Below are 26827 nucleotides of genomic sequence, written 5' to 3'. Positions count from 1 at the left end.
GGCGCGGTTCGCCGGCTTTGCTCTGACGAGCCGCGGCCGCCCCCGCGGAGTCGAGGTGCGGGAATTCGGACTTCGACAGGCGGAGCAGTATGCGCGTCTGCTCGGGGGCGAATCCGGCGTCCAGCAGCGCGGCGGCGATGCGGAGGGCCTCGGCAGCTGCCTTGCGCACCTGCACGGGTTCGAAGATCACTGTCGGGGACGAGCCGCGCAGTTCGACGGCGAAGCTGCCGCCGAGGGCCGTCCCGAGGCGCATGAGCGTCGGACCCGTGACCGGCCGGCCGCCGTCTTCGAGGCGCCGGATGACGCGCTCGTTCATCCCGGCGCGCCTGACGAGTTCGGCTTTCGACCAACCGAGCTCGAGGCGTCGGTCGTAGACGGCCTGCGCCATGGCATCGCCCAGCGCGACGTGATGCGTATCGCCTGGTTCACGACGTCGAAGCGCAGCGCGAAGAGCCCTTGGCCGAGCGGCTTATCGGACAGAATTGTCCGCATCTCTGCCGCCTGCGTAAGAGGCCAGGCCGTGTGCGTTCCGGATGAGGTTGGCCTGTCAACGGCGTCGCCCGGATGGCTGTGGATGAGGGTCGGGGGCGTCACTCGGGGAGGTGAATCTGGGGGGTTATCCACAGAATTCGGGGGTTCGGGGGGTTTGCGGTTCGTGGGGAGCGGTGGTTCTCGGCCACTGTTGGTCCGTCGCCACGTCACGGGGGCGGGGCGACGTTCACGAGGGAGTCGGCGATGTTCTCCACGCCTACCATTCCTGCCGCTCCGGCCGCAGTTGCCGGAGCTTCCACCACGGTCGCCGTCGCTCGCGCGGCCGATGTCGACGACGCGGTCGCGGTGGCGGCCACCACCGCCGAAGGCCTTGTGGCCGCGGGGCGTTCGCTGCGGTTCGCGTTGCGGGCCGTCGACTCCTGGCGCGCCGACCGCGGGCACGCGGGGTGCCTGTGCCGGGCCGCCGACGAACTGCGCATCGCCGCACGGCTCGTCGACGGGATCACGCCGTTGACCCTGCGCCGGTCGGCGACTTGGCGCGATCCGCTGGACGACGTGCTCTACCCGGTCGGCAGCATCACGCGCGTTCTCGGCCGCACCGCACGGCTGTTGCGGTCGCTCGCCCGCGGCGGCGCACCGTACGACGGCACCGCGGCGCCGGATGACGTCCGCCTCGACGCGGAAGCCTGCGCCCGGGTCCGGACGGCCTGGGAGCACACCTTCCACGCACTGGTCCGCCTGCGTGCGGTCCAGGAAGCCCATACCTGGTTCCCGAACTCGCCCGTCGATCCGTGGCTGTTGCTTGCCGCGGAGGTTCCGCCGTATGCCGCCTGCCGGCACTGCGACCCGGGCCCGGGCGACCCGGAACCGGACGGCCCGGCCTCCGCCGTCGGCGCCGGCCACCCCAGAGACCCGCATCGGCTGCGGGCGGAGCTGGCGGAGGTGATTCCGATCGAGCGCGGTGCCGTGCGGGCAGGGGAGTCCGCGGCGGCGGGCGCGGATGGCGGTGTCCGGCGGTCAAGTCGTTCTGCGCGTATGGCCGTTGCGCGGCGGTTGGACATCGGCGGGGCGGAGCGGATGGCGCGCCGTGCTTGCTGAGGTGTGGGGGCTGTGTGGTCTCCGAGGTGGGGGTGGCGGGTCGGGTCCGCGGGACCGACGTGCCCTGCCGGTGACGGGAGGAGTGCGGGAACGATCGTGTGGTGCTGTCGCGGTGAGCGCGGAGTCGTCGTGCGGCGACGGTGCTGCGGGAAGTGTGTGTTCGGGCGGCGGCAAGACAGGTACAGGGGAGTCCCGCCGCGTGGTCGCGACCTCGTGGCATGTGCAGCTTCGCGGCGGGTTCGTGCGGCGGTGGGGGTTGCCGCGCTGTGGTGCCGCGGTGGCAGGCGCGTCGATCCGGCGTGGGGTGGGGGCGACGTTGGGGCGATCCCGTCCGGGTGCCTCTGCATGTCGGTCCGGGCGCGCTCGCATCGGGGCTCTCGCCGGGCTGCCGGGGCGTCACGTCACCGCAGCCGCCGGGCCCGCACATCGGGAAATCCCGTGGTTTCGGTGGAGGCCGTGCCGCGATACTCGGCCGGGTGTTCTTGACGATAGCCACCACGCGCCAGCCCGCCGCCGACCTCGGATTTCTGCTGTACAAGCATCCGGAGAAGGCGCAGCAGTTCGGCACGGCGCACGGGACGGCGCACGTCTTCTACCCGGAAGCCGGCCCGGACCGCTGCGAAGTCGCCTTGCTGCTCGACGTCGACCCGATCGCGCTCGTCCGCGGCGCGAAGAAGTCCACGCCCGACTTCGCGCTTGCGCAGTACGTGAACGACCGGCCGTACGCCGCGTCCTCGCTGCTTGCCGTCGCGTTGGGCTCGGTCTTCCGGACGGCGATGCAGGCGCGCTGCGACCGGCGTCCCGAACTCGTGGACGAGCTGTGGCCGTTGGAGGTCCGCGTGCCGGCGCTGCCGTCGCGCGGCGGGCCGCGGCTGGTGCGCGGGCTGTTCGAGCCGCTCGGGTGGACGGTCGAGGCCGAACCGGTGGCGCTCGACGAGCGCTTCCCGGAGTGGGGCGACTCGCGGTACGTGCGGTTGCGTCTGACCGGGACGTTCCGCGTGGCCGACGCGCTCCGGCACCTGTATGTCCTGCTGCCGGTGCTCGACGACGCCAAGCACTACTGGGTGACGCCGGAAGAAGTCGAGAAGCTGCTGCGCGCCGGCGAGGGCTGGCTGGCCACCCACCCGGAGCGCGGCACGATCACCCGCCGCTTCCTGTCCCGTCGGCCCAGCCTGACTCGCACCGCGCTCCAGCGGCTCGCCGAGATCGACGACACCCGCCCGGAGGACTTCGACAACGCGGTCCCCGAAGACGCGGTCCTCGACGACGCGGTCCTTGAAGACACGGACCTGTCGGACGACGGCGCGGCCGCGCCGGTCGCTGCCGGTTCGGAGACCGCGGACGCCACCGCGGTCGACGCCTCGGCACGGCCCGGGACGGATGGCCCGGGTGCGCCGTCTGTTGCCCACGCCTCCGAGGAGGGGGAATGGGCGCGGGCAGCCTCGATGGAGGTCGCGGCGACTGACGCCGTGCGCGCGGGAACAGGGGAGCGGGAGGTCCCGGACGGGACTGCCTCGGGCGTGGGGATGAGGGATTCGGCCGAGCGCGAGGCTCAGGCCGGCAAGGAGTCCGGTGCGTCCGACGCGGGGGTTCGGACGCACCGGGCCGACCCGTCGGCGCCGGAAAGTGCCGACGGCGGAACGGCGCGAGCCCTCGACGGCGTCGGTCGTGGACGGGCCGGTGCCGACACCCGGCCTGGCGCCGGGACGGGGCGGCCGACCCGGGCCGAAGCCGAGGCCGCGACGGGCGGCTTGGCTTCGAGCGAGATCCGGGTTCGGGCTCGAGCTGGGGTCCAGGCTCACGCCGGGGCGGAGGCCCTTGCCGGGGCGCAGGCCCAGGCCCACGCCGGGGTCCAGGCCCAGGCTCACGCCGGGGTCGATGCCACCGTGGGTGGGTCGGTCGCGGCCGTCGCCCAGTCCCCGGCGGCTGCCGGTGACGCCGGCGCCCCGGCTGCCGACGCCGTCGTGACCACGGTCTCTGCTGTCGTCTCGACCACCGGACTCTCCACGTCCCCTGCCGAAGCCGTCGTCGACACCCCCGCGAAACCCGTCGCACTCGCCACGCACCGGCGGGACGCGATCCTCGGAGCGCTGCGGGGCGTGGGGGCCGCGCGGGTGCTCGACCTCGGCTGCGGGGACGGGAAGTTGGTGGGTGAGCTGCTCAAAGAGCGGCGGTTCACCGAGGTGGTGGGCGTCGACGTGTCGGCGCGGGCTTTGCAGATCGCCGCGCGGAAGCTGCGTCTCGAGCGGATGGGGGAGCGGCAGCGCGCGCGGGTTCGGCTGATGCAGGGCGCGTTGACGTACACCGACGCGCGCCTGGCCGGGTTCGATGCCGCGGTGCTGTCCGAGGTCATCGAGCATGTGGACGAACCACGTTTGCCCGCGCTCGAGTTCGTGGTCTTCGGGGACGCCCGTCCGGGAGCCGTCGTGGTGACCACGCCGAACGTCGAGTACAACGTCCGCTACGCCCCTGAGGAAGAGGGGGGCCACGGGCTGCCACTAGGCGCGATGCGGCACAGCGACCACCGGTTCGAGTGGGACCGCGCCCGGTTCCGGGCGTGGGCCGCCGCGGTCGGCGAGCGCTACGGCTACGACGTGGTGTTCTCGGGTGTCGGCGACGCCGACCCCGAGCTGGGCTCGCCCACGCAGATGGCCGTCTTCACCCAGACGGACGGGGCCCCGGAAACGGGTGCCGCGGCCACCGCACACGAATCGTCGACTGCCGCGGCCGTCGACCCGCACGCGGCCGAGCCCGGCCGAGCGGGTGAGCGTCGGCAAGGCGGAACCCCCACGACCACCGACCGGCAAGCCGGCGCCACGACCGCAAGGACCAACCGGCAACCCGCCTCCACGATCACCGACCACCACCCGACCGGCGCCACCCTCACCGCCGAAGGAGCCACCGCATGACCACCGCCGCAGCCTTCGGCACCCCGGAACCGGCCCCGGAGCACAGCCCGAACCCGACCCCGGACCACGCTCCGGAGCAGCCCCTTGCCGACACCCCCGACCGCACCCCGAACCATCGGACAGACCACGCTCCAGCCTCCGTCCCCGACCGCCCCACCCGAGGCCGCCGCACCCCCGACCGCACCTCCAACCGCGCCCCCGACCACCCCACCGACCGCCCCCTCCCCGTCCCCGACCTCTCCCTCGTCGTCCTCATAGGCACCACAGGCGCCGGCAAGTCGACCTTCGCGCGCAGCCATTTCCGCGGCACCCAAGTCCTCTCCTCGGACTTCTTCCGCGGCATGGTGTCCGACGACGAGAACGACCAGGCCGCGTCGAAGGACGCGTTCGCGCTGCTGCACCACGTCGCGGGGGTGCGGCTGGCCGCCGGGCGGCTGACCGTGGTCGACGCGACGAACGTCCAGCAGGGCGCAAGGGCGCAGTTGGTGCAGTTGGCGCGGGAGCACGACGTGCTGCCGGTGGCGATCGTGCTGGACGTCCCGGAAGACGAGTGCTTCGCGCGGAACGCGCAGCGGGAGGACCGCAAGCACCTGCCCCGCAGCGTGATCACGCGGCAGCGCCGGGACATGACGCGGTCGCTGCGGCATCTGGAGCGCGAGGGGTTCCGCAAGGTGCATCACCTGCGGGGTGTCGAGGAGATCGCGGCCGCGCGGATCGTCCTCGAGAAGCGGTACAACGACCTCCGGCACCTCACCGGGCCGTTCGACATCGTCGGTGACATCCACGGCTGCCGCGCCGAACTCGAGACGCTGCTGGTGCGGCTCGGCTACGCACTCGTCCGCGACGACGCCGGGCGGGCCGTCGATGCCGTGCACCCGGACGGCCGTACCGCGGTATTCGTCGGCGACCTCGTCGACCGCGGTCCGGACACGCCGGGTGTGCTGCGTCTGGTGATGGGCATGGTCGCGGCCGGGCATGCGGTCTGCGTGCCGGGCAACCACGAGAACAAGCTGCTGCGGGCGCTGCGCGGCCGCAAGGTGAGCGTCACGCACGGGCTCGCCGAGTCGCTTGCGCAGCTGGAGGCGGAGAGCGACGAGTTCCGGGCCGACGTCGTGGCGTTCTGCGACCGGATGGTGAGCCACTACCTGCTCGACGGCGGCAGCCTCGTCGTCGCGCATGCCGGGCTGCCCGAGAAGTACCACGGCCGCACGTCGGGCCGGGTGCGCAGCTTCGCGCTGTACGGGGACACGACCGGCGAGACCGACGAGTACGGCCTCCCCGTCCGCTACCCGTGGGCGGAGGAGTACCGCGGCCGCGCGACCGTCGTGTACGGCCACACCCCCATGCCGCGCGCCGAATGGGTGAACAACACCATCTGCCTGGACACCGGCTGCGTGTTCGGCGGTGAGCTGACCGCGCTGCGGTACCCGGAGCGCGAGCTGGTGGCGGTGCCCGCCGAGCAGGTCTGGTACGAGCCGGTCCGGCCGCTGCGCGCCGCCGCTCCCGGCGGCCGAGACGGGCGCCCCTTGGCGTTGTCCGACGTGCTGGTTCCCGACGACCCGATGGGCCGCCGGGTCGTGGAGACCCGGACCGGCGGCCGGGTGATGGTGCGCGGCGAGAACGCGGCGGCGGCGTTGGAGGTGATGAGCCGGTTCGCGATCGACCCGCGGTGGCTGGTCTACCTGCCGCCGACGATGGCGCCGTGTGCCACGTCGGACCGGCCGGGGCTGCTGGAGCATCCCGAGCAGGCGTTCGCGCAGTTCCGCGAGGACGGCATCGGCCTGGTGGTGTGCGAGGAGAAGCACATGGGGTCGCGTGCGGTGGCGCTGGTGTGCCGCGACCAGGAGGCGGCGCTGGACGCGTTCGGCATCGCCGAGGGCACGGGTGCGCTGTGGACGCGCACCGGGCGGTCGTTCCTGCCGTCGCCGGAGCTGACCGAGGAGTTCCTCGGCCGGCTGCGGGCCGCGGTGGACGCGGCCGGGCTGTGGGACGAGCTGGGGACGGACTGGCTGCTGCTCGACGCCGAGTTGATGCCGTGGTCGGCGAAGGCCGTGGAGCTGCTGCGCCGCCAGTACGCCGCGGTGGGTGCCGCGGCGGGTTCGGCGCTGCCCGCGGCCGCGGCGGCGCTGGCGCGGGCCGCCGCCCGCGGGGTCGACGTCGCGGACGTGTCCGCCCGTACCGGCACGCGGGAGGCGAACGCGCGGGCGTTCACCGAGGCGTACCGCCAGTACTGCTGGCCGGTCGACGGTCTCGACGGGCTGCGGTTCGCGCCGTTCCAGGTGCTGGCCGGGCGCGGCGCGTCGTACACCGGCAACGGCCACGACTGGCACTTGGCGCTCGCCGACCGGCTGGTGGCCGCCGATCCGTCGGGGCTGCTGGCCCCGACCGGGCGCCTGGTGGTGGACGTGCGCGATCCCGGGCAGGTCGCCGCCGGGATCGCCTGGTGGGAGGAGCTGACCGGGGCCGGGGGCGAGGGCATGGTCGTCAAGCCGCTGGCCGCGGAGGGCGATCGGCCCGCGGGAACGCGGGTGCAGCCGGGCGTGAAGGTGCGCGGGCCGGAGTACCTGCGGATCATCTACGGCCCCGATTACGCCGAGCCCGAGCACTTGGAGCGCTTGCGGCACCGGCACCTCGGGCACAAGCGGTCCCTGGCGCTGCGCGAGCACGCGCTGGGCCTGGAGTCCCTCGACCGGCTCAGCGCGGGCGAGGGACTGTGGCGGGTGCACGAACCGGTGTTCGCGGTCCTCGCATTGGAGTCCGAGCCGGTCGACCCCCGGTTGTAGCCGGGGCGGGCGGCCCGCCTTCCGGCACGTATCCCCGGCCCTCGGCCACGCGGCATTCCGCGCGGTCGAGGGCCGGGGGTTTGTGCGTATTGGTGCGGGTATTGATGCGCCATTGTCCGGATATTCCGCCGGTCGGGACCGGTGTCCTGGTCGCCGGGAGCCGACGGTCGGTCGAGGCCGCGACTCCTGCGGGACGTCGGGGCGGTCGCTCGGGAGCGGGATCGCGAGTAGAGGGATTCGCCGATATCTGGTCGAATCTTCTCCAAAGCACCACAAAACATCACAAAGAACCACAGGAGTCTTCCCAACTCTCCACAACGTGATTCTTCGTCGCGCGTCCGTACGTCCCCGCGTGCGGTCGCGCCAGCTCGCGAGCGCCGATTCAGGAGGATCGAGATGGGCCAACCAGCGGCTCCGTCGGGCGCGCCGGTCGCCGACGCACCGACCGCGGACATCCCCGACGAAGGCAAAGGCACTCTCGGGCTTCCCCAAGCCACCGCGCTGGTCATCGGCGGTGTCATCGGAACCGGCATCTTCCTGCTCCCGGCGACCCTCGCCAAATACGGCACCGTATCGATTCTGGCCTTCGGGCTGGTCACGATCGGTGCCCTTTGCCTCGCCGTCATCTTCGGCAAGCTGGGCCGCCGCATCCCGTCGTCCGGCGGCCCGTACGCCTACGCCCGCGACGCGTTCGGCGAGTTCCCCGGCTTCCTCAACGCGTGGTCCTTCTGGATCACCGCGTGGGCGGGCAACGCGGGCATCGCCGTCGCCTGGGTCGGCTACGTCAACTACTTCCTGCACTGGGACTCGACGATCGGGAAGATCGTCATCGCCCTGGTCGGCCTCGCCGTGCCCGCGCTGGTGAACGTCTCCGGCGTCAAGAACATGGGCGCGTTCCAGCTGGTCACCACGGTGCTGAAGTTCGTGCCGCTGCTGTTCGTCGCCATCGTCGGCCTCTTCTTCATGCAGAGCGCCAACTTCGGCCCGTTCAACGCCGCCGGCGGCAGCTTCCTGCATGCCCTCCAGACGTCCGCCGCACTCGTCGTCTTCGCCTACTCCGGCATCGAAGCGGTCTCCATCGCCGCCGAGCGCGTGAAGAACCCGGAGCGGAACATCGGCCGCGCGTCCGTGTACGGCACGCTCGCCTGCGCGGTGGTCTACATGCTGTCCACCGTCGCCATCTTCGGCAACGTCCCGCACGACCAGCTGGTCGGCTCGACCGCCCCGTTCTCCGACGCCCTGAACAACATGTTCGGCGGCAGCGCGTGGGGCGGCGTGATGGCCGCGATGGCGATCATCTCCGGCCTCGGCGCGCTCAACGGCTGGACGCTGCTGGTCGCCGAAATGCCCTACGCGGCGTCCCGCGACGGCATGTTCCCCAAGGCGTTCGGCAAGCTCAGCAAGGCCGGCGTCCCCACGGTGGGCATCCTGGTCGGCACCGTCCTGACGATCATCGTCATGGCCGTCAACTACCTGTGGTCCGAGGACGCCTTCGAGACGATCCTGCTGCTGGCCACCGTCACCACGGTCATCCCGTACCTGTTCTCCGCTTCCGCCCAGCTGTTCTGGCTGGTGACCCGGGAGCGGGCGGTCAGCCGCGGTGCCCTCGCCGGAGACCTGGCCATCGCGATCGTGGGCATGGCGTTCACGCTCTGGATGGTCTACGGCGCCGGCGAGGACGCGGTCCTGAAGGGTCTGATCATGCTGCTCGTGGGCATCCCCGTCTACATCTGGGTGAAAGCGTCCCGGGGTGAGTACGGACCCAACGAAGTCGTCCACGACAAGTCCGGAAAGGCGGTCGGCACGGCGTCCTCCACCGAGGAGTGACCCGCTCCGGCTCGCTGCGGGCGGCTCTTCACCGCTTTGAGCCGCTCCGAGCCGCTCGGTTCAACGGCCCCCACATCCGCGGGAGATCCCCGCACTGCCAAGGAGGTTCCCATGGGATTCAACGTCCAGTCGGAGACCGGGCGGCTCAAGCAGGTCATCCTGCACCGGCCGGACCTGGAGCTGAAGCGCCTCACCCCGACCAACAAGGACGAACTGCTCTTCGACGACGTCCTGTGGGTCAAGCGGGCCCGCGAGGAGCACGACGCGTTCGCGGACGCCCTGCGGGACCGCGGCATCACCGTCTACCTGTTCGCCGATCTCCTCAAGGAGACCCTCGGCAACGAGCCGGCCGCCAAGAAGCTGGTCCTCGACCGGGTGTTCGACGAACGCCAGTACGGCCTCCTCGCCATCGACGAGCTGCGCGGCCTGTTCGAGGGCCTCGACATCCAGACGCTGGTCAAGCACCTCATCGGCGGCATCACCAAGCGCGAGATCCTCGAACGCATCGACGAACCGCACTCGGTCGCTTTCCACACCATGCACATGGACGACTTCGTCCTCAAGCCGCTGCCGAACCACCTGTTCACCCGCGACACGTCCGCATGGGTGTACGACGGCGTCACCATCAATGCGATGCAGATGCCCGCCCGGCGCCGCGAAACCGTGCACTTCGAAGCGATCTACGGCTACCACCCGATGTTCGCCAAGGGCGACTTCAACGTGTGGAACCCCGGCCAGTCCTCCTACCCGGCGACCATGGAGGGCGGCGACGTCCTGGTCATCGGCAACGGCGCGGTGCTGGTCGGCATGAGCGAGCGCACCACCCCGATGGGCGTCGAAGCGCTCGCCCAGAAGCTCTTCCAGCACGGCTCCGCCACGAAGATCGTCGCCCTGAAGATGCCGAAGGCCCGCGCCTTCATGCACCTCGACACCGTCATGACGATGCTCGACGGCGACACCTTCACCAAGTACGCCGGCATGGGGATGCTCCCGTCGTACACGATCGAGCCCGGCGACAACGACGACGAGCTGAAGGTCACCGACCACCCGGCCGACGACATGCACACGGCCATCGCCAAGGCGCTCGGCCTGGACAGCATCAACGTGCTGGCCGCGACCCAGGACGTGCGCTCGGCCGAGCGCGAGCAGTGGGACGACGGCTGCAACGTCCTCGCCGTCGAACCCGGAGTGGTCTTCGCCTACGAGCGCAACGTCACCACCAACACCTTCCTGCGCAAGAACGGCATCGAGGTGGTCACGGTGCGCGGCAGCGAACTCGGCCGGGGCCGCGGCGGCCCCCGCTGCATGAGCTGCCCGGTGGAGCGCGAGCCGGTCTCCTGACACAGTGGCGATCTGAAGACAATCCGACGGAGCCCCCTGCCGGCCCGGCCGGCACGTACGAAAGAAACCCCGGAGTCATGGCTTTCAACCTGCGCCACCGCAACTTCCTCAAGGAACTCGACTTCACTCCCCAGGAGTTCAAGTTCCTGATCGACTTGGCCGCGGACCTCAAGGCGGCCAAGTACGCCGGCATCGAGCAGCAGCGTCTCAAGGGCAAGAACGTCGCGCTGATCTTCGAGAAGACGTCGACCCGCACCCGCTGCGCGTTCGAGGTCGCCGCCCACGACCAGGGCGCGAATGTCACCTACCTCGACCCGAGCGGCTCGCAGATCGGCCACAAGGAGTCGATGAAGGACACCGCCCGGGTGCTGGGCCGGATGTACGACGGCATCGAGTACCGCGGGTCGAAGCAGGAGTACGTCGAGGAACTCGGCGCGTACGCGGGCGTGCCGGTGTGGAACGGCCTCACCGACGAGTGGCACCCGACGCAGATGCTCGCCGACATGCTCACCATGAAGGAGCACTCGGACAAGCCGCTGCACCACGTCTCGTTCGCCTACCTCGGCGACGCCCGCAACAACATGGGCAACTCGCTCATGATCACCGCGGCCATGCTCGGCATGGACGTCCGCATGGTCGCCCCCAAGACGCTGTGGAACGACGACGCGATCACCGCCAAGGCCAAGGAGATCGCGGCCAAGACCGGCGCCACCATCACCCACACCGAGGACGTCAAGCAGGGCGTCAAGGGCGTCGACTTCCTCTACACCGACGTGTGGGTCTCCATGGGCGAGCCCAAGGAGGTGTGGGGCGAGCGCATCACGCTGCTCAAGCCATACCAGGTCAACATGGACGTGGTGAAGGCGACCGAGAACCCCAAGGTCAAGTTCATGCACTGCCTGCCGGCGTTCCACAACCGGCACACCCAGGTCGGCGAGGACATCTACGAGAAGACCGGCATGGAGGCCCTCGAGGTCACCGACGAGGTCTTCGAAGCGGACTTCTCGATCGTGTTCGACGAGGCCGAGAACCGCCTGCACACCATCAAGGCGATCATGGTCGCCACGCTCGGCGACTGACCTTCCCGCTTCACCTGCCCCCACCGGCGCGCGGGGGCGAACACCCTCAGGCCCGGGTGCCCGGACCGCCAACGACTGGAGCACCCGGGCCTGACGTTTCTCCGATCCGCCCGATTCATTCTCATTGTTCGCATATTCGATCAAGGGAACTGCCATGCGCGTGGTTGTCGCTCTCGGCGGAAACGCCATGCTTCAGCGCGGGGAAAAGCCGGACGCGGACGTCCAGCTCGCCAACATCCGCAAGGCCGTCAAGTCCCTCGCCCCGCTCGCCGAACAGCACGAGATCGTCGTGACACACGGCAACGGGCCGCAGGTCGGCGTCCTCGCGCTGCAGTCGGCCGCGGACAAGTCGCTGACCATCCCGTACCCGTTCGACGTCCTCGGCGCGGAGACCCAGGGCATGATCGGCTACTGGCTGCTCCAGTCGCTGCAGAACGCGCTGCCCGGCCGTCAGGTGTGCGCGCTCATCAACCAGACGCTGGTGTCGGCCGCCGACCCGGCGTTCGACAACCCGACGAAGTTCGTCGGCACCGTCTACACCGAAGCCGAGGCCAAGCAGGTCGCCGAGGAACGCGGCTGGGTCGTCAAGCAGGACGGGCAGTATTGGCGCCGGGTCGTCCCGTCGCCGCGGCCGCGCCGGGTGATCGAGACCCGGCTGATCCGGCAGCTCCTCGCCTCCGGCGCCATCGCGGTGTGCGCGGGCGGCGGCGGCGTGCCCGTCATGCGCAACGAACTCGGCCAGCTCGTCGGCGTCGAAGCGGTCGTCGACAAGGACCTCACCGCGTCGCTGCTCGCCGAGGCGCTCGAAGCCGACGCGCTGCTGCTGCTCACCGACGTCCAGCGGGTCATGCGCAACTTCGGGCAGTCGAACGCCGAGGAGATCCGCAACGCGACACCGGCGCAGCTGCGCGAAGAGGACTTCCCGGCCGGGTCGATGGGGCCGAAGGTCGACGCGGTGTGCCACTTCGTCGAGATGACCGGCGACATGGCCGCGATCGGCTCGCTCGAGCAGGCCACCGAGATCCTCGCGGGCAAGGCGGGCACCATCGTGACGCCGAGCGGGCAGTACCCGGAGCGCGGGCTGCTCTGAGCCCGGCCGGGTGGATGCGAACGGCGGCGACGCCCGGGGCGCCGCCGCCGTTCCGCACCGTCAGACCTGCTTCGCGACCTCGCCCGCCGCGCGCTCGCCGCTCTGCACCGCGGCGTTCAGCGTCGCGCCGTAGCCGTTGGTGTGCTCGCCGGCGAAGTGGACGTGGACGCACGGAATGGATGGCGTGAACCGTGCGCACAACACTGATGTCAACGATGTTGTGCTGCCTTGCGGGGAAGAACTTGTCCCGCAGCCAACGGGTTTGCGCGCCCGCGCGACCCGAGTCCACTCTTCGGCGTGACTGCCCAAAAGGGGCGCCGAGTGTCACCATCGGCCTATGGCTGCCTCCGTGATGCCTGCCGCCGACACCCTCACCCGCACACTCCTGGCCGCCCGCGACGCCGATTGGCGCACGTGGACCCGCGCCGATCTCGAACGCGTCGCCGCATCGCTGTCGTGGCGCGCCGACGGCCTCGGCGACGACGCACTCGATCCCGGCGTCCCCGGGCTGGCCTGCACCTGGGCCGACGACGACGACGAATGCCCGGCCCTGCGCTTCGAGGTCCTGGTACCGGCCCTCACCCCAGGTCCCGACCTGCCGCCGTCCGCCGGACCGGGCCGCAGCCTCGGGTTCGGCGCCGGCCTCTCCGGGGAATCGTGGGGCCTGCCCGGCACCGGATTCCCGCGCGACCGCGACCGCGAACTCGACGCCGCACACACCCGGCTGGTCGCCTCCGTCACCGCCGCTCTGGGCCCCGCGCCGTGGCGCGGCGGACCCGGCGCCTGGCTGCGCTGGCGCAACCGCAGCACGACCCTGCGGATCACCCGCGACCACGAGCGCGGCGCACTCACCATGGAGCTGTTCCCGACCCGGCCGTGGGAAGCACGCGAACAACGGCGCTTCGCGGACGCCGACGGACTCACCGGCCTGCCCTACGACTGGTGCGTGAGCCGCCCGGACCTGGCACTCGCCGAACTGTTCCTGCCGTTCGGCCCCGACCCGAACGACTGGGCCGACTTCGCCCGCGCCGTCCCCGAACTCCTCGCGTCCACCGTCGCGGACCTCCCGCTGGTCGGCTGGATCGAACCGATCCTGCTGGTCGTCGGCGAAGTCGCCCGGCCGAGCCGCACCGTCGAACTCCGCATCGGCCAAGACCGGCTCGAACTCGGCGGCGTCCCCGGCCTCGCCCGCCAGGTGTGGCTCCGCCCCGGCGGCGAACACGGGCGCCGCGCCGGCGGATTGCTGCTCGACGCCTTCGCCGAGTGGGGCATCACCGCGGCCTCCGCCATGCGCGTGCGCTCGTGGACCAGCGGCGGCTACGTCGACTTCCCCGGCCTGGGCGTCCGCCCCGAAGGCGCCCACCCCGACGACGTACGATGACCCGCCGCGCCGTCCGCGCCCGGCGGGGGGCGGTACGGAACGGTGCGGTGGCGACGGTGGGGGATTCCGGCAATTGTGCTGCCGACCGTGTTGCTGACGATGGCGGCGGCGTGCGTGACGTTGTCGCGTGATCCACAACCGGAAACCGCCCTGCGGATCCTGCCGGACGGTCGCGCCGAGGTGATCATGTTGCCGTGCCGCGAAGGCCGGATTCGGGCGGTCGGTCTTGACGAATGGAAGCCGGGTTCCGACGATTCGCTCCGAGTGTGGCAGGTAACTCTCGCCCCGACGACGGCGCTGCGCGCGGTCCCCATCGGCACCGTGCCGGAGGGCGCGCGGGTGGACACCGCCTTCGTCGACGGATTCCGGCCCGGCTACCGCTACAAGGCATTGCTGGATGTCGACGGTGATGGCATGGGTACCGGAGAAGTGTTCTTTGGCCCCGACGACCTGAGGAGCGGCCCGATGTCGATCTTCGACGGGCGGCGCTTCACCGAAGAGGCCTTCGCCAAGGAAGCCCGCCGCGTGTGCCAAGCGAACGGCTGAGCGGATTGGTGTGCCGCCGGTTCACCCACGAGTGAATGCGCTCGGCGGTGGCGCGGCCGGTCGTGTAGCGTGAACGGCCTTGCCCGGGGTGCCGCGGGCGGGTCCGGCGGTTCGGAAACCGCATCAGGACCCCGCGGCGAAACCAAGAGCGAGCGATTCCCCTGACCGACCGACGCCGCGCGTCGGGCGTTCCGCGTACGCGCACGCCGGTGCGCGGCTGCGGGCTGCCCGGCGCGGGAGGAGTTCGTCATGCCGTTCGCCGCCGCATGTCCGGAAACGGACCGACCCGACCTACCCGACCGACCACCGCAACCCGCCGCCCGCCGGGGCCTCGCCGCCGCCGCCGAGAAGGCGCGCTGCTTCGGCGCGCTCGCCGCCGCCGGCTACCGGCGGTACGCCACCTACCGCCAAGCCGCCGTCGCGGGACTGTTCACCAACATCGTCTTCGGCGCGATGCTGTGCGCCATCATGCTCGCCGCCGCGCACGGCGGAAACACCCCCGGCGGCTACACCGCCGCCCAGCTCGTCGCCTTCGTCTGGATCGGACAAGGGCTGCTCAACGTCGTCCACATGTGGGGCTGGCGCGAATTCTCCGACCGGATCACCTCCGGCGACGTGACGTCGGACCTGCTGCGCCCGGTGGACCCGATCGCCGCGTACGCCGCCGCGGACCTCGGCCGCGCCGCACAGGCGATGCTGTGGCGCTGGCTTCCGCCGGTGGTGTTCGGCCTGCTCGTGTACGACATGTACATCCCGCACCGCGTCGCCACCTACCCGCTGTTCGCAGCCTCCGTCATCCTGGCCGTCGTGGTCAGCTTCGGCGGCCGCTACCTGGTCAACCTGACCGCCTTCTGGCTGCTCGACGTGCGCGGCCCGCTGATGGTGTGGGGCATCGCCTCGGCGGTACTGTCCGGCAACTACTTCCCCCTGCGCTTCCTGCCCGAGTGGACGCTGTGGCTGGCATGGGTGGCGACCCCGTTCCCGAGCCTGTTCCAGGCACCGCTGGACGTCGCCGTGGAGCGCACCTCCGTGGCCGCCGCTTCCGCGACCGTCCTGGTCCAAGCGCTGTGGGCGGTCGTCTTGTACGTGCTGTGCGTGCGCGTGCAGCGGCGCGGCGTCGTGCGGCTGGTGGTGCAAGGTGGCTGACAGCGTGCGCGTCTACCGCGCGCTCGTCGGAGCGCAGATCCGCAGCCAGAGCCAGTACCGGGCGTCCTTCCTGCTCGACGTCGGCTTCACCACGCTCTTCTGCGCGATGGAAATCGTGTCCGTGCTGGTCATCTTCCGGGTCACCCCGGGACTGGGCGGATTCGACGTCCGCGAAGTCCTGCTGATCGCCGCCCTGTGCCAATGCGGCTTCTACTGCGCCGACCTGCTCGTCGGCAACGTGGAACTCGTCTCCAAATACGTGCGCACCGGACTGCTCGACTCGGTACTCATCCGGCCCCGCAGCAGCCTCGGCCAACTCCTCGCCCTCGACTTCCCGTTCCGCAAAGTCGGCCGCGCCGTCCAAGGCGCGGTGATCTACGCCGCCGCGCTCTGGTGGGCCGGGGTCGCCTGGACACCCGCGCGCGCCGTGCTGGCCGTCGTGGCACCGGCCGCCACCGCGACGCTGTTCGCCGCGGTCTTCGTCGCGGGCGCGACGGTCGCGTTCTGGTGGATCGACTCCGGCGAATTCGCCAACGCGTTCACCTACGGCGGGCGGACGTTCGGCTCGTACCCCATGGGCATCTACCCGCTGTGGCTGCGCGACGTCTTCGCCTACGGCCTCGGCATCGCCTTCGCCGGCTACCAGCCCGCCCTCGCCCTGCTCGGACGCCCCGACCCGCTCGGCACCCCCGCATGGGCGGCCTGGCTCAGCCCCGCGGTCGCCGCCGTCGCCTGGGCCGCGGCACTCGCACTCTGGAACACCGGCATCCGCCACTACCGCAGCACCGGCTCGTGAGGAGGACCCGACGATGACCACCACGACGACCACGAACACCCTCGCCGTCCACGCCCAAGGCCTGCGCAAAGACTTCGAGGTCACACGCAAAACCGGCCGGCTGCGCCGGGAAACCCGCACCGTCTCCGCCGTCGACGGCGTGGACCTCGCCGTCGCCCACGGCGAAACCGTCGGCTACATCGGCCCGAACGGCGCCGGAAAATCGACCACGCTCAAAATGATGACCGGCATCCTCACCCCCAGCGCCGGCGACCTGCGCGTCTGCGGCCTGGAACCGGTACCGCGGCGCCGGCAGCTCGCCCGGCGCATCGGCGTCGTCTTCGGGCAACGCTCGCAACTGTGGTGGGACCTGCCCCTGCGCGAGTCGTTCCGCCTGCTCCGGCACGTCTACGGCGTCCCGGAAACCGACCACGCCCGCCGCTACGCCCAATGCCGCGACATGCTCGACCTCGACGACTTCCTCGACACCCCGGTGCGCCAGCTCTCGCTCGGCCAGCGGATGCGCGGGGAGATCACCGCGGCGCTGCTGCACGGCCCCGACGTGCTCTTCCTCGACGAACCGACCATCGGCCTGGACGTCGTCAGCAAACAGTCCCTGCGGGCCTTCCTCGGCGACCTCGGCGCGACCGGCGACGTCACCATCGTCCTCACCACCCACGACCTCGCCGACATCGAACGCCTCTGCCCGCGCCTGATCGTCGTCGACCACGGCCACGTCGTCCACGACGGCTCCCTCGCCGCGCTCCACACCCGCTACGGCTCCCGCCGCCGGGTGGTCGTGGACCTCGACCGCCCCTACGACGAGCTGCCGCACGTCGACGGGGTGAAGGTGGAGCAGGTCGAGGACGACGGCCACCGGCTGATCTTCACCCTGGACGGGGTCCCGGCCGGCGCCCTCATCGCGAGCCTGGCCCAGCTCGGCGGCCTCCGCGACGTCGCCGTGCAGGAGCCGGACATCGAGGAAGTGGTCGCTCGGCTGTATGCGGCGGCGTGAGGGGGCGGGGCCGGTTGTTCGCGGGGCGTGACGGGGGGCTCGGCTGCACGCGGTGGCGCGGGGAGGTGGTGGCCCGGTTGTACGTGCCGGGGTGAGGGGGAGTGGTGAGTGGGCCGCGGGGGAGGCAGCGGCGCGGGGTGGCGAGCAGGAGGAGTGAAGCGGCGGTGCCGGACAGGCGGCGGGCGCGGGCCGGAACGGACCGCCCGCCGTCTCGGGCGGCCGCCCGTCACCCCGGCGCCCTGTCGCGGCCCCCCGCGTACCGTCCAGCTGCTCCGGTCGGTCGCCCCGTCGATGCCCGGTGTGGCGGGAAGTGCCCTACCTCCGCGTTCGCCCGCGTCCCGGAACGGTAGGTTGGCCCCTTGTGTCCGGCGTCGGGGTCGGATGCCCGGAGGGCGGGGTGGGCCCGCTGCTCGGCGGTCGGGCTGCTGCCTTCGCCCGGGCGATCGACGACGAGGGAGAACCGCCGTGCTCATGAGGGACGCGCGCGCCGCGCTGTGTGATTACGGGCGGCGGGTGGTCGAGCGCGGGTACGTCGTCGGGAGTTCCGGGAACCTCAGCGTGCGGGACGGCGACCTGATGGCGGTCACGCCGACCGGTGTGCAGCTCGACCGGCTCCGGCCCGAGGACTGCCCGGTCGTGGATCCGGCGGGGCGGGTCGTGGACGGGCGGCTCGCGCCCTCGTCCGAGACGCCCATGCACCTGGCGCTGTACGACACCGCACCCGACGCGAGCGCGATAGTGCACACGCATTCGGTGTTCGGCGCGGTCGTCGCCACGACCCGCGAGGTCCTCCCGGCCATCCACTACAACGTGCTGCTGTTCGGCGGGCGTGACGTGCGGGTCGCCGACTATGCCACGTACGGCACCGCGGATCTCGCCCGCAACGTCCGAGGCGCGCTCGCCGGCGGACGTACCGCGGCGTTGCTGGCCAACCACGGCGGGGTCACGCTCGGGACGGACCTCGACGAGGCGTTCGAACGTACGAGCATCCTCGAATGGCTGTGCGAGGTCTACGTCCGCGCCTGCGGCATGGGCACGCCGCGGATCCTCGACGACGCCGAACTCGCGGACGTGGAAGCCCGGATGCAGGGCTGACCCCGCCACCCGCAGGGGTGAACCGGGACGAGTTGAGTACGCGTACCCAGGCGCCCTGACGCAGCCCCGGCACAGACTGGTCGCATGACGAAACACGCGGTCGGCGATGTCTACCGGGATCCCGCGCGCTTTGCCGACGGACCGTACGGCCCCCGCGACCCCCACTCGCCGCCGCCCGGCGCGCCGCGGCCGCAAGGCCACTACACCGTCGAATTCGACCCCGAGCGCGGGGCGTTCCTGGTCTGTCCGGTGGACCCCGCGCAGACCTGCGCCGATCCCGCGCAGGACTACGCGGCGCCCGAGCGGTCCGGCAGCACCGGCGCCGTCGTCGCGACCTTGCTGGCCCTGTGGCCCGCCACGCTCTTCGAAATGCTCGTGCTGCCGATGCTCGCGGGACTGTCCGCCGCGCACGACGGTGCGGGCGGCGGCGAAGTCGCCGCGATGACGGCCGCGTTGCTCGGCGCGCCCGTCGTCGCGACCTGCGGCACCATCGCCCTGTTCACGCTGCGCGGCACCGCGCGCCGGTGGGCCGTGTTCGCCTGGGGCGTGGCCCTGATCATGATCTGGGTCGTCGTCGCCGGCGTCGCCTCGGGCGGTGGTTACCCGAACTGACGACGCCGGCTCGGGCGTGCCGCGGGGTCAGCGGTACACGTCGACGACGATCCGGCTCGGGTTCGTCAGCGGCATCGTGCGGACTTCCTTGACCGTGCCGCGGGTCGCGACGCCGACGTTGAGGTGGCCTTCGAAGTCGCACGTCACCGCGAAGCCGGTGACGCGGGCCAGGCCGGGAGTGAGGACCAGCCGCGGACCGGTGTACGTCGGGTTTCCCGACGCGTCGTGCGCCGCGCTCGCCGCCTGCACCTCGAAGAACTGGTCGCCGGTCAGGGGGATTTCGGCACCGGAAGCACAGTTCGTGAGCGGGGCCGGGCCGCCCGAGATGCCGTACGCCGGGACGCCGCCGGAGAAGTCGAGGACGACACGGTCGAACGTCGGGTGCGCGCCGGAGCGGATGTTCGTCAGGTAGCTGTCCGCCGCGGCGACGGACACGGCCGTCCGGGCGGGCGCCGCGCCGGCCGCGGTGGGCAGGAACGCCGCCGCGGCGAGGGCGAATGCGGCCGCGGCCGCGGCGGTGCGGCGGCGGTACGGGGATCGGGTGCGGCGGGACGTGGGCGGGAGCATGAGTCCTCCTGCTGCGTGGTGCCGGTGGATTCCGACGGGGTCGCCGTCGGACACGGAAGCCGTGGCGGGGCCCGTGTACCCGTGACGACGCGATGGCACCGCCGTCGGGTTGCTCCGGAGAATAACGATTCTGCACGGAATGTCCTCATGATCCGCGACGTGTCGGACACGCGCGTTTTGCGGGGCACTCGAACGATCACCCGCACTCACCCCTTGCGCCGAACGCCTCGTCACTCGTGCGGATGAATAGGGGCGTTCCGGCTGGCGCGGGGCGGGCGGGGGCGCGAGCGTACTGGCGGACGGGTCGCCGCCTGGCGTCCCGTCACTCGCATTTTCGGGAGGCTGTCTCATGGATCGGCGCCGCGTCGGATCCTGGTGTGCCGTGGTCCTGTTGGCCGCCGGAGCGGCCTCCGCGTGCGGCGGTTCGCGCGACAGCGTCGCCCCGGCAGGCAGCGTGCCGTCCGGCGCGACCCCGGCCGCCGCCGACGAGGGCGCCAAGGCCCAACTCCCGCGCGGCGGCGCCCCCGGACGCCCGGCGGGCCACCCGACGGGCCCTCAGCCCCTGCACAGCGGCGTCCCGCTCTCCCCGCAAGAAGCCGCGTCGGTACGCCCCGAGGAACCGTCGTTCGTCCCCGGCGAAGTCCCGCCCACCGCCCCGCCGGCGGGCGCCCCGACCCCCGACGCATCACCCACCCCGGCCGCACCTCCGCCGGCCCCCACGGCCGCACCCCCGACCCCGCCGGCCCCACCGACCGGCAACCCGTCCCCGGAACCGACGGGGGCGGGACCGAAGCCGTCGGGGGCGACGGACTGAGGCAGCAGGCGGGGGTGCGGCACTGCCCGACCGTCGGCCCGGCACCCGAGGGCGCGGCGGCGATACCCGCCCGCGGTCCTTGGCTCGCCGACGACTACAACCGCGGCCGATCCGACCGCGACATCCAATACAGCTGCTTGTGATGCCCGCCGGTCTTCTCGATCTCCTCGAGGCGGGTCCTTGCTTCGTCCTCGGTTTCGTACGAGGCGAGCAGGAACCGGGCGCCGTTGTCGTCCTGGCGCCATACCTGCCAGCGGATCGGTTTCTCCATGCACGGATTATGGACCGTCCGCGCCGCTGCCGGGCCAACGGGCGGCGGTACCTCGTTCGGGTGATTCGACTCAAGGCGATGGGTCGGGGCGGTCGTGGTCGGCTTGCATGGATTCATGGGAAATCTTGTGAAGGTTCCGGTGAACGGACAAGCGCACCAGACGGGTTCCCCCCTGACGGCCGACGCCTTCGACGTCGCCCTGGCCGACCTCCTCGCCGCCGAAGCCGCCGTCGGCGACCGCGCCGCGCACCGCCCCGGTGTCGAACTCGTACGGCTGGAGCCGGTGCTCGCGCCGGGAGCCGGGCCCGATCTGCCCGGGATACGGTCCATGGCGACCGCCTTGGCGGGGCCGGGCAGACGGGCGGACACCCTGCGCCGCGTGTCCGAACTGGCCTTCCTGCTGGCCGGGCTGGCCGAGTTGGGGCGGCACGCCCTCGTCGCCGACCTGAGCGAACTCGCCGTCCGGCACCTCGCGGCGAATCCGGCGCTCGCCGCCAACCCGCAGGACTGGGTGTGGGACGCCGCCGTCGACCTCGCGGACCTGCACGCTACGGCTTGCGCGCGGACCGGGCGTCCGCCGATGCGGATGCCGGCGCCACTGGGGTCGCCCCGCGCCGCAACGGCAGTTCTCGCAGGGACAGGGCCAGCACAAATCCGATGAGCGCGATCGGCACGCCGGTTGCGAAGACCCAGGACAGCGCGTCCGCGAAGGTCGACAGCACCGCGGCGTGCGCGTCGGGCGGCAGCGCGTCGATCCGGTCGCGGGTCAGCGACGAGTGGTCGCCGCCGAGGGCCTCGGCCGCCGAATCCGGCAGGCCCGCCGCGAGGCGATGGGTGAACACCGCCCCCAGGATCGCCACCCCGAACGACGAGCCGATCGACCGGCTGAACGAGTTCAGTGCGGTCGCCACCCCGAGATCGCGGTGCTCGACCGCGTTCTGCACGGCCAACGTGGTCACCGGCCCGATGGTCCCCAACCCGAGGCCCAGCACGACCAGCGCGATCAGCAGCCGCCAGTAGGGGCTCGCCACCCCGAGCGTCGTGAGCAGCGCCAAGCCCACCGCGGCCAGCAGCGTGCCGCCGACCGGGAAGCGCTTGTACTTCCCTATCCGCGTGATGATCCGGCCGCACACCGTCGAACAGACCAGCATCGACAGCAGCATCGGGGCCAGCAGCAGGCCGGACGCCGTCGGGCCCCTGCCGTGCACGATCTGCTCGTACATCGGCAGGAAGGTCCCCATGCCGACGAACAGGCAGCCCGTCACCAGCGTCAACGGGCACGCAATCCGCACCACCGCGTTGCGCGACAGCAGGTGCAGCGGCACCAGCGGGTCGGCCGCCCGCGTCTCCGCGAACACGAACAGGCCCAGCAGCCCGACCGCGCACACCGCCAGGATCACGATCGGCGCGGACAGCCACGGGTAGGTCGTCCCGCCCCACGTCGTACACAGGATCAGCGCCGCCGTCCCGCCCGCCAGCAGTAGGCCGCCGAGGAAGTCCAGCGGTTTGCGTTCGCGCCGCTGTGTCGGAGGGCGCAGGACGAAGCTCGTCACCACCAGCGCCACCGCGCCGAGCGGCACGTTGACGTAGAACACCCAGCGCCACGAGAGCTGCTCGGTGATCAGACCGCCCAGCAGCGGACCGGACACCGACGACAGAGCGATCACCGAACCGATGAGCCCCTGATAACGGCCGCGTTCCGCGGGCGGCACGAGGTCGCCCACGATCGCCTGCGCGTTGCTCATCAAGCCGCCCGCGCCGAGCCCCTGGAGGGCGCGGAACGCGATGAGCGCCGTCATACTCCCCGCGACGCCGCACAGCACGGAACCCGCGAGGAACACGCAGATCGCCGTCTGGAACAGGTACTTGCGACCGAAGATGTCGCCGAGCTTGCCGTACACGGGCGTGGAGATCGCCATGGCCAGCGTGTACGCCGTCGTCACCCAGGCCAGGCGGTCGAGGCCGCCGAGGTCCGAGACGATCGTCGGCAGCGCGGTGGCGACGATCGTCTGATCGAGTGAGGAGAGCAGGATGCCGAGCATCAACCCGCCGAACGCCAGCAGGATCTGGCGTCGGGTCAGGGGTGGAGGCGGTGCCGTGACGCCGGCGGATTTCCCTGGGGGCATGGCCGCAAGCTAGTTGCAGTGTGCAACGAAGTCAACGAACCGATGCGGTGGCGCGGAACGGGGAAACCGGCGCCGACCTGCCGGTTCACTGGTACGGGGACGGCCGCGTCGGGGAGGAGGCAGCCGTTCCCCGGACTACGCGGCGGCGGTGGGAGCGGGCTGCCAGCCCTTCTGGCGGAGCAGGTCGACGATGCCGTCGACACCGTCGCCGCGCAGCCGCTCGACGACGCGCACGCCGTCGATCCGCGCCTTCATGTCGGCCGGGCTCAGGCCGCGGGCGATGCATTCCTTGGCCAGCTCGTGCTGGTTCGGCAGCAGTCCGGCGGTCAGCCATGCGTGCACCTGCGCCGCGCTCAGGTCGAGGCGCACCCACGCGGCGGCCATCTCGGAGCGCCACTCCGGGGTCGTCCGCGGGTCGATCTGCTTGATGACCCGGCTGATGTCGAGCTGCCGGTTCGCGCGCAGGTCGGGGACCTGGTGCGAGACGGACGGGCTCGGGATCGACGCGCGGCCCGCCGGCACGTTGCGCGGCTGGTTGCGGCCCTGCGACAGGTTCGCCTGCCGGGAGTCGGAATTGCGCTGGGACCGCGGCATCGGGGTCGCGCGACGGCGCGGCTGGCGGCCTTCGAGCAGGTTCGCCAGCATGAGCCGTTCGAGCGCGTCCAGGTTGTCGTCCACCCGCATCACCCTTCCGTGGGACTGAGCGGCGGCTTCGAGAGACCGTGGCGACCATCCTGGCCCCCGGCTCCGACACCGCCACGCGCGGCTATGGGCGCACCCTCCTGGATGCGCCGCCACATACGCAGACGCTCCGGTCTTGCCCACGAACAGTGAGGTTCACACACGCGATCGATCAACCTTTCGCGGACATGTGACGATCCGTCAATCTGCTTGCGCCCCGGCGTGGTCCCGCATGCGCCGTGGCGTACGCCCTGGCGCGCCCGCACGCGCATTTTGCGGGCGATGCGCAGGCAACCGGTCACCCTACGTGCTGTTTCCTGCCGAACACCGCAGGTCTGGTGTCGGTCATGATCCGACCCCCGTTCGGGGCATTAGGCTGGACCACCGCGCGAGGAGGTGGGCCCCGTGACACTGGGATACGACAGGTCCTGTTGGTTCACGCTGCCTGCCGAGCCCGCCGCCGTGCCCCAGGCACGCCGGGCACTGGCGGACCATCTGGCGTACTGGGGCCTCCCGCAGAGCCACGACCTCGGGTACGGGCTGCGCCTCATCGCCTCCGAACTCATCACCAACGCCGTCGAGCACGCCGCCGTGGTGTCGCCGGAGATCGTCGTGACGCTCACCGTGCACGACGGCTGGCTGTGGCTCGGGGTGCGCGACCGCCACCCCTACCGCCCGGTGGCGCTGTTGGAGACCGTCGACGACACGTCCGGCCGCGGCCTGCTGATCGTGCGGCAGATCGTCGACGAGACCGGCGGGCAAATCCACATCGAAGCGCACCCGGACGGCAAGACCCTGTGGGTCATCCTGCCGTGGCCGGTCGCCTGACCCGCCGCCGATCCGCCTCCGCCGCACCACCCCGGGCGCGCCCGGCCCACCCCCCGCCGGTCGCCTTCCGCACCGCTCCCGGCGCCCGTCCGTCGGCCCCTTCCGCGCCGCTTCCGACCCACCGGTGATCCACCGGACGGGTGACTCTGCCGTTCCGCGAAACTCCCCGGCCTGTTCGGGCGTTGAGCCGTCGGGCACACGGCAGGTGGCTGCGGCTGATCGGCGGGGAAGGTATGGGTTACGGTTCTCCGAAGTCTTCGTCCGGTCACCGGCCGGTCACCCGTGCCGCACACGGGAGCCCGACCGCGACGCACGTGCGCCGAACGCCACTGCGCGAGATTTTTCCGCACGCCCCCGTGAACACCGCCCCACCGCACGGCCGTTGTCGATCAGGGGAGGTCTGCAGCACAGATGTCGCTTTCCGGTCAGGCGCCGACGACCAACGTCGCGGCGGCCCCGCGTCCCGGCCCGTCCGCCGGTTCGCCCACGCTGCCCCCGCAACCGGACGAACCCGAAGTCGAGCGGCCCGCCGACGCGGCGCGCGCCGCGGACCGGGCCGCCGTCGAAGCGCTGCTGCGCTGCCGACTGCGCGAAGAGAACACGCCGGTGCCGGACGGCCCCGAGGTGCGTCTCGCACTGGGCGGCGGCGAGCGGGCCGGCGGCGCGCCGGTGGTGCTCGCCGCGGCGCTGGCCTACCGGTCACCCACCGGATGGCACCGGTTCGGCGCGGTCCGGCGCACCGCCGAGGCCGGCGGCACCGCCGAGGTCGGCGCCGCGGAACTCGCCGCACTGCTGGCTGCCGAGCACGCACCGCAGAGTGCCGCGGAGTTCGCCGCGCGCGTTGCGGACTCGGTGGCCCGGACCACGTCCCACCTGGTCGTCCGGCGCGCCGAATTCGCGCTCGGCGGGGCCGCGTCGGCACATGTGTCGGCGGCCGGATCCGAGTTCCTCGACGCCGAACAGGCGCTCGTGCTCGGGCACCCTTTCCACCCGACACCGCACAGCCGGCAGTACGTCGACGAGCCGGAGGCAAAACGGTTCTCCCCGGAGCTGCGCGGGCGTTTCCCGCTGCACTGGTTCGCCGCGGACCCGGACATCGTGCGCCTCGACGCGGACCTCCTCGGTCCCCTTCCGGAGATCTTCGCCGCGCTCGCCGGGCCCGGTCTCGACCGCCCGCCCGGCACCGTGGTCTTCCCCGCGCACCCGTGGCAGGCGCGCGAAGCGGTGGTGCGGCCGGGGGTCCGCGCGCTCCTCGACGGCGGGCACCTGCACGACCTCGGCCCGGCCGGGCCCGAATGGTCGCCCACGTCGTCGGTCCGCACCCTGTACCGCGCCGACGCCCCGGTGATGCTCAAGACGTCGCTCGGCGCCGAGATCGCCGATTCGCGGCGCGAGAACCTGCACGCCGAAATGCGCCGCGGCCTCGCCGTGCACCGCATCCTGGACGCCGGCCTGAAACGCGTCCTGCACGGCGCGCACCCCGGCTTCGACGTGCTGCGCGACCTGGGCTGGCTCACCTTGCGCGGGCCTGGCGCGGAGGGCGAAAGCGGCCTGGAACTCGTGGTGCGCGACAACCCGTTCGGGCCACGCGACCGCGTGCTGTGCGTGGCCGGGCTCACCGCGGCGCGCCCCGACGCGCCTTCCGGGCGGTCGCTGCTGGGGCGCACCATCCACGCCCTCGCGCTGCACACCGGCCGCCCGCTGACGGAGGTCGCGGAGACGTGGCTGCGGCGCTACCTCGACGTCGTGGTGGCGCCGGTGCTGTGGCTGTACGCCGACTACGGGCTCGGCCTGGAAGCGCACCAGCAGAACATGCTGGTCGTGCTGGACGGCGACGGCTGGCCGATCGGCGGCCGCTACCGCGGCAACCAGGGCCACCACTTCTCCGCGACGCGCGGCACGACGCTGGCGCGCTGGCTGCCCGCCGACGTCCGCGACGACCCCGCGACGTGGGCGACGGATGCGGTCGTCGACGAACGCCTGGGCTACTGCGTCGGTGTCAACAACGTGCTCGGCCTGGTCGGCGCGATGGGCTCGCAAGGCCTGGCCGACGAGGAGCATCTGCTCGGCCACGTGCGCGCGTTCCTGGCGCGGGTCCGCGCCGGGCAGGCGGACCGGGACGCCGGCGACCTCATCGCGACGCTCCTGGACGCGCCGACGATCCGCTGCAAGGCCAACCTGCACACCCGCGTCGCCGGGCTCGCGCACCCGAGCGATCCGGCCGCGAACCGCACCGTGTACGTGGCCGTCCGCAACCCGATCGCGGAGGGCTGACCTGCCGAAAGCCCGTACGAGGGACGCGCGGCGGGAGGATTCTGGGTTACGTTCGGCGTGTGCCGACCGGCTCGCGC

General features: G+C 71.9%; 23 protein-coding genes. 18 read left to right on the top strand and 5 right to left on the bottom strand.

The features are described from left to right. Window positions 1-735 precede the first annotated feature (735 nt). The 7 genes from ABEA93_RS11555 to arcC all read left to right on the top strand — a co-directional run bounded on the left by ABEA93_RS11555 (window position 736) and on the right by arcC (window position 12619). Window positions 736-1590: a hypothetical protein gene (locus ABEA93_RS11555; RefSeq protein ID WP_345675334.1), complete on the top strand. Its 855-nt coding sequence runs from the start codon at window positions 736-738 to the stop codon at window positions 1588-1590. Window positions 1591-2066: 476 nt separating this feature from the next. After that, window positions 2067-4499, top strand: coding sequence for a 3' terminal RNA ribose 2'-O-methyltransferase Hen1 (locus ABEA93_RS11550; RefSeq protein WP_345675333.1), 2433 nt, complete (start codon window positions 2067-2069; stop codon window positions 4497-4499). Continuing rightward, complete coding sequence (locus ABEA93_RS11545; RefSeq protein ID WP_345675332.1) at window positions 4496-7282, top strand: polynucleotide kinase-phosphatase; 2787 nt, start codon at window positions 4496-4498, stop codon at window positions 7280-7282. Before ABEA93_RS11550 ends, ABEA93_RS11545 begins: the two co-directional genes overlap by 4 nt. A gap of 396 nt (window positions 7283-7678) precedes the next feature. Further along, the gene (locus ABEA93_RS11540; RefSeq protein WP_345675331.1) at window positions 7679-9109 is read left to right on the top strand and encodes an amino acid permease; all 1431 of its coding nucleotides are present in this window, start codon (window positions 7679-7681) and stop codon (window positions 9107-9109) included. A gap of 111 nt (window positions 9110-9220) precedes the next feature. After that, window positions 9221-10450 (top strand): arginine deiminase, encoded by a 1230-nt coding sequence (locus ABEA93_RS11535; RefSeq protein ID WP_345675330.1) that lies wholly within the window; start codon window positions 9221-9223, stop codon window positions 10448-10450. A gap of 77 nt (window positions 10451-10527) precedes the next feature. Beyond that, window positions 10528-11529 carry an ornithine carbamoyltransferase gene (gene argF / locus ABEA93_RS11530; RefSeq protein ID WP_345675329.1) on the top strand — a complete coding sequence of 334 codons (1002 nt, stop codon included), beginning with the start codon at window positions 10528-10530 and terminating at the stop codon, window positions 11527-11529. A gap of 154 nt (window positions 11530-11683) precedes the next feature. Then, window positions 11684-12619: a carbamate kinase gene (arcC, locus tag ABEA93_RS11525; RefSeq protein ID WP_345675328.1), complete on the top strand. Its 936-nt coding sequence runs from the start codon at window positions 11684-11686 to the stop codon at window positions 12617-12619. A gap of 60 nt (window positions 12620-12679) precedes the next feature. On the opposite strand, the gene ABEA93_RS11520 is transcribed toward arcC, so the two are convergent. Continuing rightward, on the bottom strand, window positions 12680-12823 hold the full coding sequence (locus tag ABEA93_RS11520; RefSeq protein WP_345675327.1) for an FAD-dependent oxidoreductase: 144 nt from the start codon (window positions 12821-12823) through the stop codon (window positions 12680-12682). Window positions 12824-12956: 133 nt separating this feature from the next. Between ABEA93_RS11520 and ABEA93_RS11515 the strand changes: the two genes are divergently transcribed. The 7 genes from ABEA93_RS11515 to ABEA93_RS11485 all read left to right on the top strand — a co-directional run bounded on the left by ABEA93_RS11515 (window position 12957) and on the right by ABEA93_RS11485 (window position 19189). Then, the gene (locus ABEA93_RS11515; protein WP_345675326.1) at window positions 12957-14000 is read left to right on the top strand and encodes a hypothetical protein; all 1044 of its coding nucleotides are present in this window, start codon (window positions 12957-12959) and stop codon (window positions 13998-14000) included. Window positions 14001-14075: 75 nt separating this feature from the next. Then, window positions 14076-14546 carry a hypothetical protein gene (locus tag ABEA93_RS11510; RefSeq protein WP_345675325.1) on the top strand — a complete coding sequence of 157 codons (471 nt, stop codon included), beginning with the start codon at window positions 14076-14078 and terminating at the stop codon, window positions 14544-14546. Window positions 14547-14795: 249 nt separating this feature from the next. Next, window positions 14796-15692: an ABC transporter permease gene (locus tag ABEA93_RS11505; RefSeq protein ID WP_345675324.1), complete on the top strand. Its 897-nt coding sequence runs from the start codon at window positions 14796-14798 to the stop codon at window positions 15690-15692. After that, the gene (locus ABEA93_RS11500; protein ID WP_345675323.1) at window positions 15685-16488 is read left to right on the top strand and encodes an ABC transporter permease; all 804 of its coding nucleotides are present in this window, start codon (window positions 15685-15687) and stop codon (window positions 16486-16488) included. The genes ABEA93_RS11505 and ABEA93_RS11500 overlap by 8 nt, the downstream gene beginning before the upstream one ends. 13 nt (window positions 16489-16501) lie before the next feature. Beyond that, complete coding sequence (locus ABEA93_RS11495) at window positions 16502-17482, top strand: ABC transporter ATP-binding protein (protein ID WP_345675322.1); 981 nt, start codon at window positions 16502-16504, stop codon at window positions 17480-17482. Between the two features lie 471 nt (window positions 17483-17953). Beyond that, window positions 17954-18577: a class II aldolase/adducin family protein gene (locus ABEA93_RS11490; protein WP_345675517.1), complete on the top strand. Its 624-nt coding sequence runs from the start codon at window positions 17954-17956 to the stop codon at window positions 18575-18577. An 84-nt stretch (window positions 18578-18661) separates the two neighbouring features. Then, complete coding sequence (locus ABEA93_RS11485; protein ID WP_345675321.1) at window positions 18662-19189, top strand: hypothetical protein; 528 nt, start codon at window positions 18662-18664, stop codon at window positions 19187-19189. A 27-nt stretch (window positions 19190-19216) separates the two neighbouring features. Here ABEA93_RS11485 and ABEA93_RS11480 read toward each other — a convergent pair whose 3' ends face one another. Beyond that, complete coding sequence (locus ABEA93_RS11480) at window positions 19217-19756, bottom strand: AMIN-like domain-containing (lipo)protein (protein ID WP_345675320.1); 540 nt, start codon at window positions 19754-19756, stop codon at window positions 19217-19219. Between the two features lie 382 nt (window positions 19757-20138). Between ABEA93_RS11480 and ABEA93_RS11475 the strand changes: the two genes are divergently transcribed. Beyond that, window positions 20139-20570 (top strand): hypothetical protein, encoded by a 432-nt coding sequence (locus tag ABEA93_RS11475; protein WP_345675319.1) that lies wholly within the window; start codon window positions 20139-20141, stop codon window positions 20568-20570. A 94-nt stretch (window positions 20571-20664) separates the two neighbouring features. On the opposite strand, the gene ABEA93_RS11470 is transcribed toward ABEA93_RS11475, so the two are convergent. Continuing rightward, window positions 20665-20841, bottom strand: coding sequence for an SPOR domain-containing protein (locus ABEA93_RS11470; RefSeq protein WP_345675318.1), 177 nt, complete (start codon window positions 20839-20841; stop codon window positions 20665-20667). Between the two features lie 115 nt (window positions 20842-20956). Here ABEA93_RS11470 and ABEA93_RS11465 point away from each other — a divergent pair, with 115 nt between their 5' ends. Then, window positions 20957-21502 carry a hypothetical protein gene (locus ABEA93_RS11465; RefSeq protein ID WP_345675317.1) on the top strand — a complete coding sequence of 182 codons (546 nt, stop codon included), beginning with the start codon at window positions 20957-20959 and terminating at the stop codon, window positions 21500-21502. Here ABEA93_RS11465 and ABEA93_RS11460 read toward each other — a convergent pair. Further along, the gene (locus tag ABEA93_RS11460) at window positions 21390-22967 is read right to left on the bottom strand and encodes an MDR family MFS transporter (RefSeq protein WP_345675316.1); all 1578 of its coding nucleotides are present in this window, start codon (window positions 22965-22967) and stop codon (window positions 21390-21392) included. The two genes, ABEA93_RS11465 and ABEA93_RS11460, sit on opposite strands and share 113 nt — an antisense overlap. 135 nt (window positions 22968-23102) lie before the next feature. Then, a complete protein-coding gene (locus ABEA93_RS11455) occupies window positions 23103-23645 on the bottom strand; it encodes a hypothetical protein (RefSeq protein WP_345675315.1) in 543 nt (180 codons plus the stop codon). Between the two features lie 408 nt (window positions 23646-24053). Here ABEA93_RS11455 and ABEA93_RS11450 point away from each other — a divergent pair, with 408 nt between their 5' ends. Together ABEA93_RS11450 and ABEA93_RS11445 are read left to right on the top strand one after the other, a co-directional pair. Further along, the gene (locus tag ABEA93_RS11450; RefSeq protein WP_345675314.1) at window positions 24054-24476 is read left to right on the top strand and encodes an ATP-binding protein; all 423 of its coding nucleotides are present in this window, start codon (window positions 24054-24056) and stop codon (window positions 24474-24476) included. A gap of 411 nt (window positions 24477-24887) precedes the next feature. Beyond that, window positions 24888-26750: an IucA/IucC family protein gene (locus ABEA93_RS11445; protein WP_345675313.1), complete on the top strand. Its 1863-nt coding sequence runs from the start codon at window positions 24888-24890 to the stop codon at window positions 26748-26750. The last annotated feature ends 77 nt before the right edge of the window (window positions 26751-26827 follow it).

This window comes from Yinghuangia aomiensis (genome assembly GCF_039542225.1).
Lineage (GTDB): Bacteria > Actinomycetota > Actinomycetes > Streptomycetales > Streptomycetaceae > Yinghuangia > Yinghuangia aomiensis.
This window is presented reverse-complemented; position numbering and strand designations above follow the sequence as displayed.